The organism is Micromonospora sp. 15K316 (assembly GCF_004348525.1).
GTDB lineage: Bacteria > Actinomycetota > Actinomycetes > Mycobacteriales > Micromonosporaceae > Micromonospora.
In genome coordinates this window covers 16,140-31,462 of the sequence record NZ_SMKG01000005.1, presented here as the reverse complement: position 1 = coordinate 31,462, position 15,323 = coordinate 16,140, and the positions used below count along the sequence as shown (strand labels likewise).

The 15,323-nt window shown below is 73.2% G+C and carries 16 protein-coding genes; 8 read left to right on the top strand and 8 right to left on the bottom strand.

From position 1 onward, the window contains the following. Window positions 1-238: 238 nt before the first annotated feature. The gene (locus E1211_RS02595) at window positions 239-514 is read right to left on the bottom strand and encodes a hypothetical protein (protein ID WP_207915187.1); all 276 of its coding nucleotides are present in this window, start codon (window positions 512-514) and stop codon (window positions 239-241) included. A 175-nt stretch (window positions 515-689) separates the two neighbouring features. Between E1211_RS02595 and E1211_RS02590 the strand changes: the two genes are divergently transcribed. Beyond that, complete coding sequence (locus E1211_RS02590) at window positions 690-1,028, top strand: hypothetical protein (RefSeq protein WP_132344972.1); 339 nt, start codon at window positions 690-692, stop codon at window positions 1,026-1,028. Between the two features lie 267 nt (window positions 1,029-1,295). Continuing rightward, window positions 1,296-1,691: a hypothetical protein gene (locus E1211_RS02585; RefSeq protein ID WP_132344970.1), complete on the top strand. Its 396-nt coding sequence runs from the start codon at window positions 1,296-1,298 to the stop codon at window positions 1,689-1,691. Between the two features lie 29 nt (window positions 1,692-1,720). Here E1211_RS02585 and E1211_RS32305 read toward each other — a convergent pair whose 3' ends face one another. The 3 genes from E1211_RS32305 to E1211_RS02575 form a co-directional block, all read right to left on the bottom strand. Next, window positions 1,721-1,876, bottom strand: coding sequence for a hypothetical protein (locus E1211_RS32305; protein WP_165947146.1), 156 nt, complete (start codon window positions 1,874-1,876; stop codon window positions 1,721-1,723). A gap of 54 nt (window positions 1,877-1,930) precedes the next feature. Next, window positions 1,931-2,731: an MBL fold metallo-hydrolase gene (locus E1211_RS02580; protein WP_243709303.1), complete on the bottom strand. Its 801-nt coding sequence runs from the start codon at window positions 2,729-2,731 to the stop codon at window positions 1,931-1,933. A 61-nt stretch (window positions 2,732-2,792) separates the two neighbouring features. Continuing rightward, window positions 2,793-7,298: a cation-translocating P-type ATPase gene (locus E1211_RS02575; RefSeq protein ID WP_132344966.1), complete on the bottom strand. Its 4,506-nt coding sequence runs from the start codon at window positions 7,296-7,298 to the stop codon at window positions 2,793-2,795. A 214-nt stretch (window positions 7,299-7,512) separates the two neighbouring features. Between E1211_RS02575 and E1211_RS02570 the strand changes: the two genes are divergently transcribed. The 6 genes from E1211_RS02570 to E1211_RS02545 all read left to right on the top strand — a co-directional run bounded on the left by E1211_RS02570 (window position 7,513) and on the right by E1211_RS02545 (window position 11,752). Continuing rightward, complete coding sequence (locus E1211_RS02570; protein ID WP_132344964.1) at window positions 7,513-7,773, top strand: hypothetical protein; 261 nt, start codon at window positions 7,513-7,515, stop codon at window positions 7,771-7,773. A 100-nt stretch (window positions 7,774-7,873) separates the two neighbouring features. Next, a complete protein-coding gene (locus E1211_RS02565) occupies window positions 7,874-9,253 on the top strand; it encodes an MFS transporter (RefSeq protein WP_243709302.1) in 1,380 nt (459 codons plus the stop codon). A 116-nt stretch (window positions 9,254-9,369) separates the two neighbouring features. After that, the gene (locus E1211_RS02560; protein WP_132344962.1) at window positions 9,370-10,020 is read left to right on the top strand and encodes a GAP family protein; all 651 of its coding nucleotides are present in this window, start codon (window positions 9,370-9,372) and stop codon (window positions 10,018-10,020) included. A gap of 18 nt (window positions 10,021-10,038) precedes the next feature. Further along, on the top strand, window positions 10,039-10,824 hold the full coding sequence (locus E1211_RS02555) for an SDR family oxidoreductase (protein WP_132344960.1): 786 nt from the start codon (window positions 10,039-10,041) through the stop codon (window positions 10,822-10,824). A gap of 37 nt (window positions 10,825-10,861) precedes the next feature. Beyond that, window positions 10,862-11,056 carry a hypothetical protein gene (locus E1211_RS02550; protein ID WP_132344958.1) on the top strand — a complete coding sequence of 65 codons (195 nt, stop codon included), beginning with the start codon at window positions 10,862-10,864 and terminating at the stop codon, window positions 11,054-11,056. A 147-nt stretch (window positions 11,057-11,203) separates the two neighbouring features. Next, window positions 11,204-11,752, top strand: coding sequence for a YbaK/EbsC family protein (locus E1211_RS02545; RefSeq protein WP_132345074.1), 549 nt, complete (start codon window positions 11,204-11,206; stop codon window positions 11,750-11,752). Between the two features lie 149 nt (window positions 11,753-11,901). Here the strand turns inward: E1211_RS02545 and E1211_RS02540 are convergent, their stop codons facing one another. Genes E1211_RS02540 through E1211_RS02525 form a run of 4 tightly spaced genes read right to left on the bottom strand, consistent with a single transcriptional unit; the run spans window position 11,902 to window position 15,291 of the window. Continuing rightward, a complete protein-coding gene (locus tag E1211_RS02540) occupies window positions 11,902-12,537 on the bottom strand; it encodes a DsbA family protein (RefSeq protein ID WP_132344956.1) in 636 nt (211 codons plus the stop codon). Window positions 12,538-12,557: 20 nt separating this feature from the next. Next, window positions 12,558-12,986: a SufE family protein gene (locus tag E1211_RS02535; RefSeq protein WP_132344954.1), complete on the bottom strand. Its 429-nt coding sequence runs from the start codon at window positions 12,984-12,986 to the stop codon at window positions 12,558-12,560. 56 nt (window positions 12,987-13,042) lie between these two features. Next, complete coding sequence (locus E1211_RS02530; protein ID WP_120683526.1) at window positions 13,043-13,468, bottom strand: CBS domain-containing protein; 426 nt, start codon at window positions 13,466-13,468, stop codon at window positions 13,043-13,045. A 59-nt stretch (window positions 13,469-13,527) separates the two neighbouring features. Beyond that, window positions 13,528-15,291: a proline--tRNA ligase gene (locus tag E1211_RS02525; protein ID WP_132344952.1), complete on the bottom strand. Its 1,764-nt coding sequence runs from the start codon at window positions 15,289-15,291 to the stop codon at window positions 13,528-13,530. Between the last annotated feature and the right edge of the window lie 32 nt (window positions 15,292-15,323).

The window sequence follows — 15,323 nt, the reverse complement described above, 5'->3', positions numbered from 1 at the left end:
CGGCCACGCTTCGGGAGACAAAACCGAGAAGACCTCGGGGCTTCGCCCCGAACCTCGGCCCTCCTCAGAGATGCCGCCGCGGCTCACCTCGCCGGGCACCACGAGGGCTACCAGCCTCCCCGGACGGGGCCAAGGTCGTTCGTCCGGTAGGGCGCTCCACCTTGTCCCCGTCCGGGGAGGCTGGACGGTCTACGACTGCCCGACGAGGAGATCCGCTCGCTGGAGAGGTATGTGCGCCTCAGCGGCTCTTCGAGCGAGACTCTCCTGGCCCAGCAACTCCGCCACGATCCCGCCGCTTCGGATCTCCAGCGGATGGCAGCGGCACCATGCGTTCCTCGTGCACCTTGATCTCTGCACGGAATCGATGAGCGGCTGGATGCCAGATCTCCTCGAACGGTCCCATGACGTTGTCGCCGATACCTCGGCGACGAACCCTGGCCGCCAGCCATGCGAGAAATCCCAAGGTGGCCGCCAAGGAGCCGACAACCAACACGATCGCCAGAAGCTCATCCACCAACCCAAACTAGCCCGCGTAGGCCGCCGTGCCATCTACGTGCCAGTAGCGGGTACCCCGGACGGTCACCACGGGGCACGAACGGTCGCACGTTTCCTGCCTTCACCTGGCCCACCAGGACCTCGCAGGCTGCGATCTTCGCTCTTCCAAACTGATGGTGCTCTAGGGTTCGGCCATGCCTGATGACCACAGGGACGCCCAGCTCTGGCAGCTCCGTCAAGGTGGGGAGGTGGTCGCCCGGATTCGGGTGCATGGTGTCGATCAGCCGTGGTTTGCAGGGCGGTTTGAGCCAGAACCGGGCTTTGTCGAGCTAGCGCCGCTCTTCCAGCGCGAGGTCGAGTTGGTGGACGCGGCCGGCGACCTGGACGTTGACGCCTGGGAGGCGGTCCAGGCTCAGATCTGCCAGACGGTCGGTTTGGTCAAGCCGGACGGCCAGGAGGTCGCGGACTTCATCCTTCACATTCGTGGCGGTGAGGCGTCGTTCCGGTGGAGTGACGAAGCGCTCGACGAGTAGGACGCCGCCTGGCTGTACAGCCATCAGTACAGCCAAGCCGGCCGACACGGGCAGGGGGAGAGCTACACCGGCCGACAGGTCGAGCAGGTCAGCGGCAGTGGCCGACGTTGGCCGACAGGAGTCTTGATCTTTGCAAGGCAGGGGTTAGGGGTTCGAGTGCCCTGGGCTCCACCAGCAGTTTCCTTGGTTGATTTTGCTGTCGACGGCGGCCGCCTCGCCGCCCGGTCGCTGCGGGACATGTCGTTGCTGCCTGGCACACTGCGGCGCATGAGCTACGACCTGGCGGTGTGGGAAGGTGACAGGCCCGCCGACAACGCGGCGGCGCTGGCCGACTTCAAGGCGCTCTACGAGAGGTACCTCGGTGGGGGCCAGATCCCGCCGACGCCGCGTATCCGTGCCTACGTCGAGGCGCTCCTGGGGCGCTGGGTCGACCTCACCGAGGACGACGGCGAGGAGCGGAGCCCGTGGTCGACGGGGCCACTGATCAAGGAGGCATCGGGCCCGATCATCTACTTCCCCATGGTGTTCAGCCGTTGCGAAGAGGTGTCGGCCGGCGCCGCACGAATCGCCGCTGAGCATGGCCTCGTCTGCTTCGACCCGCAGCTGGGCCTGCTTCGGCCCGCGCCTGAGGAGTCCGAGGTTGCGGAGCTGCCTGAACGGTGACAGCGGTGTGGGGAGGGCGGTAGCCCTCCTCACACCTCCAGGCCAGCCAGGTGCGCGTAGCAGAAGTACGAGCGCTCCCGGGCCTCGGCGCCGTGCAGGGCGACCACCGCACCGCGAACCGGGCCCGCCGGTAGGTCCAGCGTCGCCGGGAGCTGTCCGCCGTCGACGTCGATGCTCAGCTCCATGCCGGCAGTCAAGCACGATCGGGCTGCTGGCGTCGGGCCGGTCCGCGCCGGCCGTCAGACGGGTGGGCTGAGCGGGACGGTCTCGCCGCGCTCGATGGTGCGTACCTGCCGGATGATGCCCCGCCGTCGCGCCTCCGCAACGAAGTGCGACAGCGGCGAGCGGAACACCGGGTAGTCGTCGTAGTGGATCGGCACGGTGAGCTTCGGCCGCACCAGCTCGACCAGGTCGGCGCCCTGCCGCGCGTCCATGGTGAGCAGGATTCCGGCGACCTTCGTGCCGCCGAGGTGGATGAGCATCGCGTCGATCTCCGGGTACCGCTGCGGGATCTGGGCGAGCTGCGGACGGTTGAGCGTGTCGCCGGTGACGTAGAGGCGGAACGCCCGGGCGTCGCCGCGTACCAGGTCGATCATCGTGCCCATCACGTCGGGCATCAGCCGGTCGACCAGGCCGGGCCCGTGCCGGCCGGGGAGCGAGGTCAGGCGCAGGAGCTCGCCGTCGCCGCGCAGCTCGTGCGACTGCCAGGTGGGCAGCCCCTGCGCGGCGTCAAAGCCCCAGCGACGTAGCTTCCGCTCGGTGGCGGGGGTGGTGAGGATCGGCAGCTTCCGGTCGAGCTCCCGCTTGGCCACCCGATCGAAGTGGTCGCCGTGCAGGTGGGAGAGGAGCACCGCGTCCAGCGCGGGCAGCTGGGCGATGCCCAGGGCCGGGTCCGTGCGGCGGCGCGACCACAACCCCTTGCCCAGGTACGCCCGCTGCCCGCGGTGCAGGAAGTTCGGATCGGTGAGCAGGGTGAACCCACCGATCCGGAGCACCGTGGTGGCCGTGCCGATGAACGTGACCTCCGGCTGCTCTGCCAACGCGCCCACCTCCACGCTCGCCCGTACCCGGGAACGGGCCGGCCATGCCGGCGGGAGCCGGTCACTGCGACGAGTCGTCGCCGTCGGAGCCGTCCGCGCCGGAGCCGCCCGGATGGGAGCCGTCCGCGCCGGAGCCGTCCGCATCGGCGCGATCCGCCGGACCGCCCTGGACCTGGGGCAGCCGCTCGACGAGCCGGCTCAACGCGCCGTTGGCGAAGGTCGCGCCGAACGCCGAGCCGGTGGCGATGCCCCAGCCGATCGGCCCCAGCGGGGTACAGCCGAAGAACTGGCTGAGCCCCGGCGTCTGCACCACCGCGGTGAGCGCGCCGAGCGACACCGCCGTCGAGGCGAGCACCGCCGGGCTCGTACCTCCGGCCAGGAGGGTCTGGCCGAGCTGCGTACCGACCAGGGAGACCAGGGCCACCGTGCCCGCCCGCCGGGGCGACCCGGTGTACCGGGCCAACGCCCAGGCCGCGGTGGCACCGAGGGCGGTGGCCCCGGCGCGCAGCCCGATCTCCCGGTTGAGCGTCCCACCCAGCGAGGTGTCCGGCCCCTCCTGCAGCAGCCCGTCGGCCCGGTCCGCGCCGGGCGGGCGCACCGCGATGGCCAGCGCCGGCGCCAGGTCGGTGAGCAGGTTGACCAGCAGCAGCTGCCGCCCGTTGAGCGCCGACTGCCCGGTCGCCGCGGCGGTCAGCACGCTGAACGCGATCTCGCCGAGGTTGCCGCCGACGAGGATGCTCAGCGCGTGCCGGACCGAGGACCACATGGCCCGCCCCTCGGCCAGCGTGGCGATGATCGTCTCCAGCCGGTCGTCGGTGACCACGAGATCGGCCGCGGCGCGGGCGGCCGGGGTGCCCCGCTGGCCGAGGGCGATGCCCACGTCGGCCAGGCGGATGGCGGGCGCGTCGTTGGCGCCGTCCCCGGTCATGGCGACGGTACGCCCGCACTTCTGCAACGCCTGGATGATCCGTACCTTGTGGGCCGGGGTGCAGCGGGCCACCACGTCGGTGTGGGCCAGCCGCTCGGCGATGGTCTCGTCGTCGAGCTGGTCCAGCTCGGTCGCGGTCACCACCCGCTGCTCGTCGTGCTCGGTGATGGTGGCGGCGATCGCCTCGGCGGTCGCCGGATGGTCCCCCGTGATCATGATGGTGTGCACGCCCGCCTGCCGGATCCGGCGCACCGCCGGGGCGGCGCTCTTGCGCACGCCGTCGGCGAGGGCCAGGAAGCCGACGAAGCTCATGTTCCGCACCTGGTCATCGGTGACGGTCGGATCCTGCACCCCGCACTCGGCGACCGCCAGGATCCGGTGCCCGGCACCGGCCCGCTCGGCGAGCACCCGCTCCAGCTCCGCCCGACCGGCGTCGTCCAACGGCTCGTTCCGCCCGTCGCGGCGGCGGTACGCACACCGCGGCAACACCGACTCCGGGGCGCCCTTGACGCTCAGCAGCAGGCCGTCGTCGCTCTCGCCGACGCTCGCGTGGTAGCCCCGGGACGGCTCGAACGGCAGCCCACCGGCCGGCCGCCAGCCGGGTGCACCGGTCTGCTCGACCACGTTCCCCGTGTCTGCGCCGTGGCGTACCGCCCGATCGGTCTGCTGGGTCAGCTCCGCCGGGTCGACCGCGCCGGGGGTGGCCCGCAACGCCGCGCCCAGGGTGAGCCGAAGCCGGTCGTCGAGCCGGTCCACCGGCGCGTACCGGTCACCGTCACCGACCCCGGCCAGCTGCAGCTGCCCCTCGGTGAGGGTGCCGGTCTTGTCGAAGCAGAGCACGTCGACCCGGCCGAGCGCCTCGATGGTGCGGGGATTGCGGACCAGCGCCCCGTGCTCGGCCAACCGGCGGGCGGCGGCCAGCTGTGCGGCGCTGACCAGGAACGGCAGCCCCTCCGGCACGGAGGCCACCGCCAGGTTCGCGGCGGTCGCCGCGGTCTGCGCCAGCGGTACGCCCCGCAGCAGGCCCGCCCCCGCCACCGCGACCGCGGAGCCGGCCGCCAGCGGGATGGACGCCCGGGTCAGTTGACCGAGCCGGGCCTCCACGCCGCCGGCCGAGGGCGCCTGCCGGGCCAGCGCGAGGCTCCGCCCCGCCTCGGTCTCGGTGCCGGTCGCGACCACCACGGCAGTCGCGTGTCCGGCGGCGATCGTGGTGCCCTCGTACACCATGGAGCGTCGGTCCGCGACGGCGGCGGCCACCACCGGCTGCGCGGTCTTGCCGACCGGCAGCGACTCCCCGGTCAGTGAGGACTCGTCCGTCTCCAGGCCCACCGCCTCGATCACCCGGCAGTCGGCCGGCACCGCGTCGCCCGGTTCCAGCCGGATCACGTCGCCGTTCACCAGGTCGTCGGCCGCCATCACCTGGTCGGCGCCGTCGCGCCGGACCCGGGCGGTGACCGCTGAGCGGGACAGCAGCTCCGCCAGGGAGCGTTCGGTGTTGCGCTGGTGCACCGCGCCGATCAGCGCGGACCCGCCGACGACCCCGCCGACCAGGGCGGCGTCGACGAGCGAGCCGAAGGACGCGGAGAGGATCGCGCCGGCGGCCAGCACCGGGGTCAGCGGGTTCGCCAGCTCGTCGACGAACGCGCGGAGCAGGCTGTTCGTACCCCCCGCCTCGCCGGCCTCGCCGCGGCTCCGGCGTCCCGCCTCGGCGCTGGAGAGGCCGTCCGGAGTGGTGCCGAGCCGGTCGAGGACGGTCTCCACCGGCATGAGATGCCAGGCGGTGGTGACCGGCGCCGGTGTGTCGTCAGGCATCGGCAGCCGGCTGGCCCGCCACACGCCGTTGCCGAACGCCATCGCCGCCGCGCCGTTCACCGCGTGCAGGCTCCGGCTCGGCAACTGCGTAGGTGCGGCGGTGAACGCGCTGAGCGCCCCGAGACCCGTCCCGGCCATCGCGAGCTTGATGTTCTGCCTGGTCATCCGGCGGGCCACACCGGCCGCCTCGATCACCAGCGCCACGACCCGCAGGTCGGTGCCGATCAGCAGGTGCGCGCCCCACGGCGGCAGGTCGTCCGGGCCGTAGATGCCCAGCCCGCAGTCCGCGGCGCCGAGCGCGCTCCGGTCACCGGAGGCGAGCATGACCACCGCGCCGTCCCGCTGGAGCGAACGGACGGACTCCGTCAACCGGTCGCCGCCGGGCAGGACGGCGTCCGCGAAGCCGTACCGCTTCTCGTCGTCGCCGGCCACCACGAGCCGCAAGCCGGCGTGGCGGGCGGCGGCGGGCAGCCCGTCGCCACCCGGTGCGGGCTCGGTCTCCACCCGTACCAGCGCAACCAGCGTGCCCCCGGTGGCGAGGCCGAGCAGCCGGCCCCCGCCCGAGCGGAGCCGGGCGCTCTCGTCGGTGTCACCCGGGTCGTCGGCCTCCAGCCGCTCCAGTGGCCCGATCCGCCAGCCGTCGGCCTCGTACCGGCGGTCCGGGTCGGTGGGGTCGAAGAGGGCGAACGCGCGTTCGGCGACCTGACCGGTGTCCGCGCCGGTCAACGGGGCGAGGTCGGCGAGGACGCCCCGGTCCGAACCGAGCACGGCGGCGTCCAGGACGAGGGTGTCGATCCGGTCGAGCTCGCGCAGCACGCTGCGGTCCATCGCGATCACACCGCGGCGCGCCAGGACCCGGCCCAGTTGGGCGCCGTACCCCTCCCGGCCGCTCCCGGGCGCCTTCGGTAACGCGGAGAGCCCGAGCGCGGCCGCCCGCTTCCGGCCGACCACCGGGGCGGCCCCTGCGGCCGCCGCCGCACCCGCGGTCAGCATCCGGATCGCGTACCGCTCCAGCGCGCCGTCCGGCTTGGGCCGGGGCCGTTCGCCGACCGGCCAGCGGGAGACGGCCCGCTCCGGGTCACCTGTCAGCCCGGGTTCGGCCTTCTCCCAGAGGGCCAACTGGGCCCGGTCCTCGCCCCACTGGAGGATCCGCTGGGCCCCGTCGAGGACGATCCCGGTCCACCCTCCGGTGAGGCCCTGCACCACCGCCTCGGCGAGCGGAAAGATCAGGTCGGCTCGGGGGTCGGCGCGTACGCCCCGGCCGGCCAGCGCGTGCAGTCGTGGGTGCAGGTCCACGGCGCCGAGCAGGCCGGCCACCTCGCCGGGCACCGGCGTGAACGGCAGGATCCGGGTGGCCGCGGAGATGGTCAGGCCCAGCGCGTCGGAGGCCAGCGCGCCGAGAGTGCGTGGGGTACGCGGGCCCTCCTCGGGCGGATGGGGTGGCGGCACCTCCCGATCCGGTTCGTACGGGCAGGAGCGCTCGGCTCGCGCGATCGTGGCGATCAGGTCGCGCAGCTTCGGTTCGGGCGACTCGACGGCCACCACGACCCGTCCGGACGGGGCGTTCACCCGGGCCCAGGCCACGCCGGGAGTCTGCTCCAACGCCGACTCGACCTGCTGGGCCAGGGCGTCGCCGCCGTCCTGGCAGACGCCGTGCACCTCGATGTGATGCCGTCCCGGCCGGGACCACACCCGGCGGCTGGTCAGGCCGACCATGCGGGCCATCCGCGCGGCGGCGGAGCCGACGGTCTGCGTCGCCTCCTCGACGAGCTTCGGTACGCCGACTGGTGCGAGGAGCCGAGCGGCGACGTGGACCGGCGGGATCATCGAGGCGTACGGCCGGACCGGTGCCGGCGTGACTCCCCTGCCCTGCTGTCCCTGCCGTACGCCATCTCGCCTCCCGCGCTCACGTCCGGCGGCCTGGCTTCCCGCAGTTCCGTCCGTTATGCCCTCTGAGCAGAGGAATTTTCCGCCGGTGACGGCGCATGGACCGGATCGCCGGTGGAATGCGGTCGGTGGTAGGAGTCAACGGGGAGGCCGAATGAGCACACTGACCCGACATCTCAACGGGGCCCGCGAGACGGTGCAGATGTACAACCGGCGGGTGCACGTGCCGCTGCTGGGCGAGCTGGCGGTCCCGCCCGCCGACAAGGTCGCCTACTACGGCGGGCTGGGGCTGCTCGCCGCGCTCCAGATCATCGAGTGGCCGGTGGCGTTGGTGATCACCGCCGGCCACCTCCTGGCCGACCAGCACTTCTCGGGACTGGTGAAGGGCATCGGCGAGGCGTTGGAGAGCGCGTGACGCGGGATCCGCCGGTTCCGGGTTGACCTGAATCGGGGTTGAGGTCGCAAGCTGAGCGCATGTCGATCGAAGCGTTCGGTTCCGCACCGTCGGGCCCGCGGTGACGGCGACCCTCTCGCCGCCGCCGGGACTCTTCACCCCCCGGCTGCGCGCCATGACGGTGGGCAGCGTCGCGCTCATCTCGCTGCTCGCCTTCGAGGCGTTGGCGGTCGGTACGGCGATGCCGACCGTGGCCCGCAGCCTGGACGGGCTCGCCCTCTACGGGCTGGCCTTCGGCGGCCCCTTCGCCGCGGGTGTGCTCGCCATGGTGCTGTCCGGCATCTGGTGCGACACCCGCGGGCCGGGCGCGCCGATGTGGCACGGGCTGCTCTGGTTCGTGGCGGGGCTGGTCGTCGCCGGCACGGCCTCGGCGATGGAGGTCCTGGTCGTCGGCCGGGTGGTGCAGGGCTTCGGCTCGGGGCTGCTCTCCGTGGCGCTGTACGTCATCGTCGGGCAGGCGTACCCGGAGGAGCTGCATCGGCGGATCTTCGCGGCGTTCGCCGCGGCGTGGGTCGTACCGTCGCTGGTCGGCCCGGCGCTGGCCGGGCTGGTCGTGGAGCACCTGCACTGGCGCTGGGTCTTCCTCGCGGTGCCGGTGGTGGCCGTGCCGGCGGCGCTGCTCATCCGCCCCGGTCTGCGGTCCGTCGCGGCACCGGCGGTGACCGGGGTGCCGGCGGGCGCGGTGGCGCGGATCGGCTGGGCGTGCGGGGCGGGGGTGAGCGCGGCGCTGTTGCACATCGGGGGCCAGCAGCGGGGCGTGTTCGGCGGGGCGCTCTCGGCGGTCGCGATCGTCGGCCTGCTGCTCTGCGCGCCGCGCCTGTTGCCGCCGGGGTCGCTGCGGGCCGCCCGGGGGCTGCCCACGGTGGTCGGGCTGCGCGGGCTCGCCTCGGCGGCGTTCGTCGGCGCCGAGGTGGTCATACCGCTGATGCTCTCCCGGGAACGTGGTCTCTCGCCGACGGCGGCCGGGCTGGTGTTGACGGTCGGGGCGTTGTTCTGGTCGGCGGGCTCCTGGATCCAGGGGCGGATGGCGGCGCCGGCCTCGCGGGCCAGCCTCCCGCGCGCCGGGCTGGCCTGCCTCACGGCCGGCATCGGCACGGTCGGGCTCACCCTCGTGCCGGGTACGCCGGTCGCCGTGGCCGTACTCGGCTGGGCCGTCGCGGGGCTGGGCATGGGTCTGCTCTACCCGTCGCTGTCGGCCCTCACCCTGGAGCTCTCCGCCCCGGGTGAGCAGGGCCGCAGCAGCTCGTCGCTGCAACTCTGCGACTCGCTCGGCGCGGCGACCGTGCTGGCGCTCACCGGCGCCGTGCTCGCCAGCGGCTCGGCTCCCGCTGCGGGCAGTTTCCTGGCCACCCTCGCGATCTCGGCCGTCCTGGCCCTGGGCGGCGCTCTCCTCTCCACCCGCGTGACCCCGGCCACCGCGCCACCCCCGAGCTCCACCTGACCCCTTCGACCTGTCGCCGAGGTGGCGGACGGCGGGCGGCGACAACGTCGTGACCGAAGCCGGGGTGGAGCGAACCGGGCCCGGCGAGTGATCGGGGCCGCGAGGATGGGCACAGGATGAATTTCCTGACCGTCCTGCCGCTGGCCGTGGTGATGGTCGCCGGGACGCAGTTCGTCGCGGCGGTGCTGCTCCCCTCGGCCGATCGTCCGCGCGCGGCACCACTCGGATACCTGGGCGGTGTGGGCGCGGTGGTCACCGTCGGGGTGACCGTCGGGTGGCTCGTCACGAGGGTGGTGCGAGGCTTCGCCGACCGGGCGGAGACCGACGTCGGCCACCTGGAGGACACCGCGCGACGGATCGACTGGGCGGTGCTGGTGCTGCTGGCCGTGCTCGCGGTGGTCGTCTACCTGCGCCGCCGGCAGACCGGCACGCCACGCTGGTTGACCGCTCTCCAGCACGCCGGGCCGGGTCGTGCGGCACGGCTCGGGGTGTTCCTCGTCGCCACCTCACCGTCGGACGACCTCACCATGGCGGCCGTCGGCGCGAGCGTCGCCCGGCACGATCTCTCGTGGTGGCACCTGTTGCCGTTCGTCGGGTTGACCCTCGGGCTGCTGGCCCTGCCGCTGCTCGCCCTGCTGCTGGCGGGCCGGCGGGCGGCCTCACTGCTGCCCCGGATCCGGAAGTGGTCCGACCGGAACGCCTGGGTGATCAGCGAGATCGTGATTGTGTTCTACGTGTTGGTGACGGTGCTCGACCTGACGGAGTGAGGCTTCGAGGAGGATCGGATGAGGGTGCTGGTCACCGGCGCGGCAGGTCGCCTCGGTCGGGCGGTGCTGCCGCGGCTGCTCGACGACGGCTTCACCGTACGGGCCACGACCCGGCGGCCGCGCACCGATCCGACGCTGGAGTGGGTGGTGGCCGACCTGGCGACCGGGATCGGGCTGGCCGAGGCGGTGTCCGGGATGGACGCCGTGCTGCACCTGGCCACCATGCCCACCCCGGGGCGGCGCACCTACCAGGTCGACGTGCTCGGAACGCGCCGGCTGGTGGTCGCCGCCGGCCGGGCCGGCGTCCGGCATCTGGTGTTCACCTCCATCGTCGGCGTGGACGAGGTGCCGATCCCGTACTACCGGCACAAGCTCGCCGCCGAGCAGGTAGTCGCGGCCGGCCCGGTGCCCTGGTCGGTGCTGCGGGCCACGCAGCTGGCGGAGTTCCTCGACGAACTGCTCCGGACGGCCAGCCGGCTCGGCCCGACGATCGGCGACCCGGGCATCCTCGCCCAGCCCGTCGACCCGGGCGAGGTCGGCGTACGGCTCGCGGCCCGGCTCGCCGCGGGGCCGCTCGGCGGCATCGAGGAGTTCGGCGGGCCCGAGGTGCTCCGCTTCGACGAGGCGGTACGCGCCTGGCGGGCGGCCCGGCGTTCGCACCGACCGCTGCTGCCGGTACGCGTACCGGGGCGGCTCGGCCGGCTTCTGCGCGAAGGTGGGTTGGTCAGCACGGCTTTGCCTCGCGGTACCCGGACCTGGGACGACCACCTCGCGGACACGTACGGGGGAACCGGCCGGAGATGAGAACGTGTCTGGTTCACGTTCGACCTAGCGTGACGGCATGGTTGCTGTCTTCGTCGCTGTCATCCTCTACTGTTTCGGATTCGTCTTCCTCTACGGCGTGATCCGGCTCGCCGTCCGGCAGGCTCTGGAGGACCTGGAGGTACGCCGCGCCCAGGCGCTGCGGGCGGAGGAGCTCGCGGCCCACCGGGACCGTACGTTCCTCAACGAGAACGCCTTCCTCGCCGGCAGCTGAGTGTCCTCGCGGGTGGCCGCGCCGACGGCGCGGCCACTCCTGTCGGGGCGGGTGGCGGCGGCGCCCGGTTCCGCGATCGGCCGGCGGGTGTGGCGTGGTCGACCGGCTGGTCGACGCGGCCCGGCGGGTGGAAGGATCACACCCGTGATGGGGACGCTGAAGACAGAACCGGCCCGGAGCCGCCCCGACCTGCTCGCCCCGCCGGTCGCCGCGGCGCTCGGGGAGTGGCCCGCCGACGCGCCGGTCGACGTGGACGAGGTGCTGGTCGCGCCGATCGACGCCGAGCTCGCCGACACCGCCGCCTTCTGTGCGGCGTACGACGTGGGGTTGGACGTCTCGGCCAACTGTGTGGTGGTGGCCGGTAAGCGGGAGGGCGTCGTCCGCTACGCCGCCTGCATCGTCCTCGCCACCACCCGCGCCGACGTGAACGGGGTCGCCCGGCGCGCGCTCGACGTCCGCAAGGCGAGCTTCGCGCCGATGGCGGACGCGGTCGAGCTGACCGGCATGGAGTACGGCGGCATCACCCCGATCGGCCTGCCGGCCGAGTGGCCGATCCTCGTCGACTCCCGGGTGATCGCCACGCCGCACGTCATCATCGGCTCCGGCGTGCGGCACAGCAAGATCGCGCTGCCCGGTCCGGCGCTCGGGGCGCTGCCGAACGCGCGAGTGGTCGAGGAGCTGGCCCGGCCCGCCTGACCGGCGGCTCAGTCTCGGCCTCGCGGCCCGTCGCGGACCCGGCCACGCGCGCTGCTCACCGGCGTCGATGTCGTTGCACGTGAAACATCATAGATGTCGATGTTCGGCGACGGGCCCGACCGGTGACCGGCCGACCCGGCCTTGCCGGCTCACTCCCCGCCCGACTCCAGGCGTTCGACCTCGGCCAGCGCGGCGAGCAGCGTCTGCGGCTCCTGTGCGCCGCTGATCCCGTACTTCCCGGCGAGCACGAACATCGGCACGCTGCTGATCCCGAGGTCATGGGCCTTGGCCAGCTCGGCGGCGACCTCCTTCGTGCCCTCGTCCGAGTCGAGGAACCGGCGCGCGTCGGCGCCGTCCAGCCCGACCTGCTCGGCGAGCCCGGCGAGCGAGTCCCGCGAGCCGATGTCGATCCCGCCCACGAAGTGCGCCTGGTAGAGCGCCTCCACCATCTCGCCGGACCGGCCACGTTCGGTGGCGTACGCGACGAGCCGGTGGGCGTCGAAGGTGTTCGCGGCGATCGCCCGGTCGTAGTCGAGCCGCAGCCCGGCCCCGGCCGCCACCTCGGTGACCCGCGCGATCATCTGCCGCGCGTTGCCCGCGCCGCCGAACTTGGCACCGAGCGCCTCGACCACGGGCACCGGCTCGGGCACCGGCGACGGATCCAGCTGGAACGGCCGGTAGCGCACCGTCACCTCGCCGTCGTACGACGCGAGGGCCTGCTCCAGCCGGTGCTTGCCGATGTAGCACCAGGGGCAGACCACATCGGCGTAGATCTCGATCTCCATGATCGGTGGCAACCCCCAGGTCAGCCGAGTTGTTCCCGCACCTGGCGCTTCAGCCGGGCGAGGATCGCGGTGCCGCCGCGCACCCGCAGCGGGCTGATCGCCTGGGCCAGACCCATCCGCTGGTAGAGATCGTCCGGGACGGCCAGCACCTGGTCCGCGCTCGCCCCGGCCAACCCCTCGGCGAGGATGCCGGCGAAGGCGCGGGTGGTGGGCGCCTCGGGCGGGCAGTCGAAGATCGTCTCCACGGTCTTCTCCGGGGTCACCCGGGCACGCAGGAAGAACGCGGTCTGGCACTCCGGTACCTGCTCCATCCCCTCCCGCTCCGGCGCGTCGGGTGGGAGCTGCGGGATGACGTCGGCGTACTCGAGCAGCATCTCCAGCACCACGTCGCGGGGCGCGGCGGCGAACTCGTCGACGATTTCGGCCAACCTGGCCGGCATGGCGGACATGCGGTCGAGGCTACCCCGGTCGAGCGGCGGTCCCTCCGCTGTCGATGCGGCCCTCCTCACACCGTGGGCGACTGCTCGCTGATCTCGCTGAGCGCGGACTGGGGGTCGAGCTGCATCGCCAGGTCGCCGAGGGAGACGATGCCGACCAGCTTCCGGTCGCTGTCACAGACCAGCACCCGCCGGATGCCACGTTCCCGCATCAGCGCCGCCGCCTCGCCGGCCGTCGCGTGCTGCTCGATCATCACGACCTCCCGGGTGGTGATCGAGCCGATCGTGGTGGTGGACGGGTTCGCGCGTTCGGCCACCGCGCGGACCACGATGTCCCGGTCGGTGAGCATCCCGGCGAGGCTGGCGCCGTCGGTGACCACGACATCGCCGATGTCGGCCTCCCGCATCACCGCCGCCGCTTCGTCCAACGTGGTCTCCGCCGGCAGGTAGACCACTTGTCTCGTCATCACGTCGCTGACCCGGTAACCGGTCATGAGAGCCCTCCACGTACGCGTACGCCCCGATCCGGATTCGGTACCCCGTCACGCACCGGCTACACCCGGTGCGTGACGGGCACCTCGTCGACGAGTCGCCGCACCAACCCGTCCAGCGGCAGCTCGATCCGCTCACCGGAGGCCCGGTCACGCAGTTCGACGTACCCGTCGGCGAGCCGGCGCCCGACCACGACGGCGCGCGGCAGACCGATCAGCTCGGCATCGGTGAACTTCACCCCGGCCGAGACGCCGGACCGGTCGTCGACCAACACCCGCAGGCCCGCCGCGGAGAGCCGCGCGCCGAGTTCGACCGCCGCCTCCAGCTGCGGCCCCTTGCCGGCGGCCACGACGTGTACGTCACACGGCGCGACCGCCGCCGGCCAGACCAGCCCCCGCTCGTCGTGATGCTGTTCGGCCACTGCGGCGACCGCCCGGGACACCCCGATCCCGTAGCAGCCCATGGTCGGCCGGACCGGCTTGCCTTCGGAGCCGAGCACGTCGACGGCGAACGCGTCGGTGAACCTGCGGCCGAGCTGGAAGATGTGCCCGACCTCGATGCCGCGCCGGATGGTCAGCGCGCCGGACGCGCAGGCCGGGCAGGGGTCGCCGGCGCGCACCTCGGCGGCCTCGATCGTGCCCTCCGGGGTGAAGTCGCGGCCACTGACGACTCCGGTGGCGTGCCGGCCCGGCTCGTTGGCCCCGGTCAGCCAGGCCGTACCGGGCGCGACCCGCGGGTCGACCAGGTAGCGCAGGCCGAGCTTGTCGAGGATCTGCGGGCCGATGTAGCCGCGCACCAGCTCGGGGTGCTCGGTCCACTCCTCGAAGACGGTCACCGTGGCCGGGTGCAGTGCCGCGCCGACCCGTTTCAGGTCGACCTCCCGGTCGCCCGGTACGCCGATCACCAGCAGCTCGGCCTCGTCCGCGCCCGGCCGGCGTACGGCCAGCACGATGTTCTTCAACGTGTCGGCGGCCGTCCAGTCGTCGCGACCGGCGAGGCGGCGGGCATTGGCCAGCTCGACCAGGCCGGCGATGGTGGGCGTCTCCGGGGTGTCGTGCACCTCCAGGTGCGGGTACGCCCGCGGATCACCGGCCGCCGGGGCCCGGGTCGTGACGGCCTCGGTGTTCGCCGCGTAGTCGCAGGCGGTGCAGCCGACGAACGTGTCCTCGCCGACCGGTGTGGCGGCGAGGAACTCCTCCGACGCCGACCCGCCCATCGCGCCGGACATCGCGTGCACCACCGTGTAATCCAGCCCCAGCCGGTCGAAGATCCTCCGGTAGGCGTCGCGGTGCCGGTCGTACGCCGCCTGGAGGCCCGCCTCGTCCAGGTCGAACGAGTAGGCGTCCTTCATCAGGAACTCGCGGCCGCGCAGCAGACCAGCCCGGGGACGGGCCTCGTCCCGGAACTTCGTCTGGATCTGGAAGAGCGTCACCGGGAAGTCCCGGTACGACGTGAAGAGGTCCTTGACCAGCAGCGCCGCCATCTCCTCGTGGGTCGGGGCGAGCAGGTGCTCGGCGCCCTTCCGGTCGGCGAGGGTGAAGATGTCGTCCCCGTACTCGGCCCACCGGCCGCTCGCCCGGTACGGCTCCGCCGGCAGCAGCGCCGGGAAGTGCACCTCCTGCCCGCCGATGGCCGCCATCTCCGACCGGACCACCTCGCTGATCCGGTCCAGCACCAGCTTGCCCAGCGGCAGCCACGTGTAGCCGCCCGGTGCCGCGCGGCGGATGTAGCCGGCACGCAGCAGGAGCCGGTGGCTCGGCACCTCCGCGTCCGCCGGGTCCTCGCGCAGGGTCCGGAGCAGCAGGGTCGACATGCGCAGCAACATCGGCGCAGCGTACGTCCGGTGTCGCCGGGCTG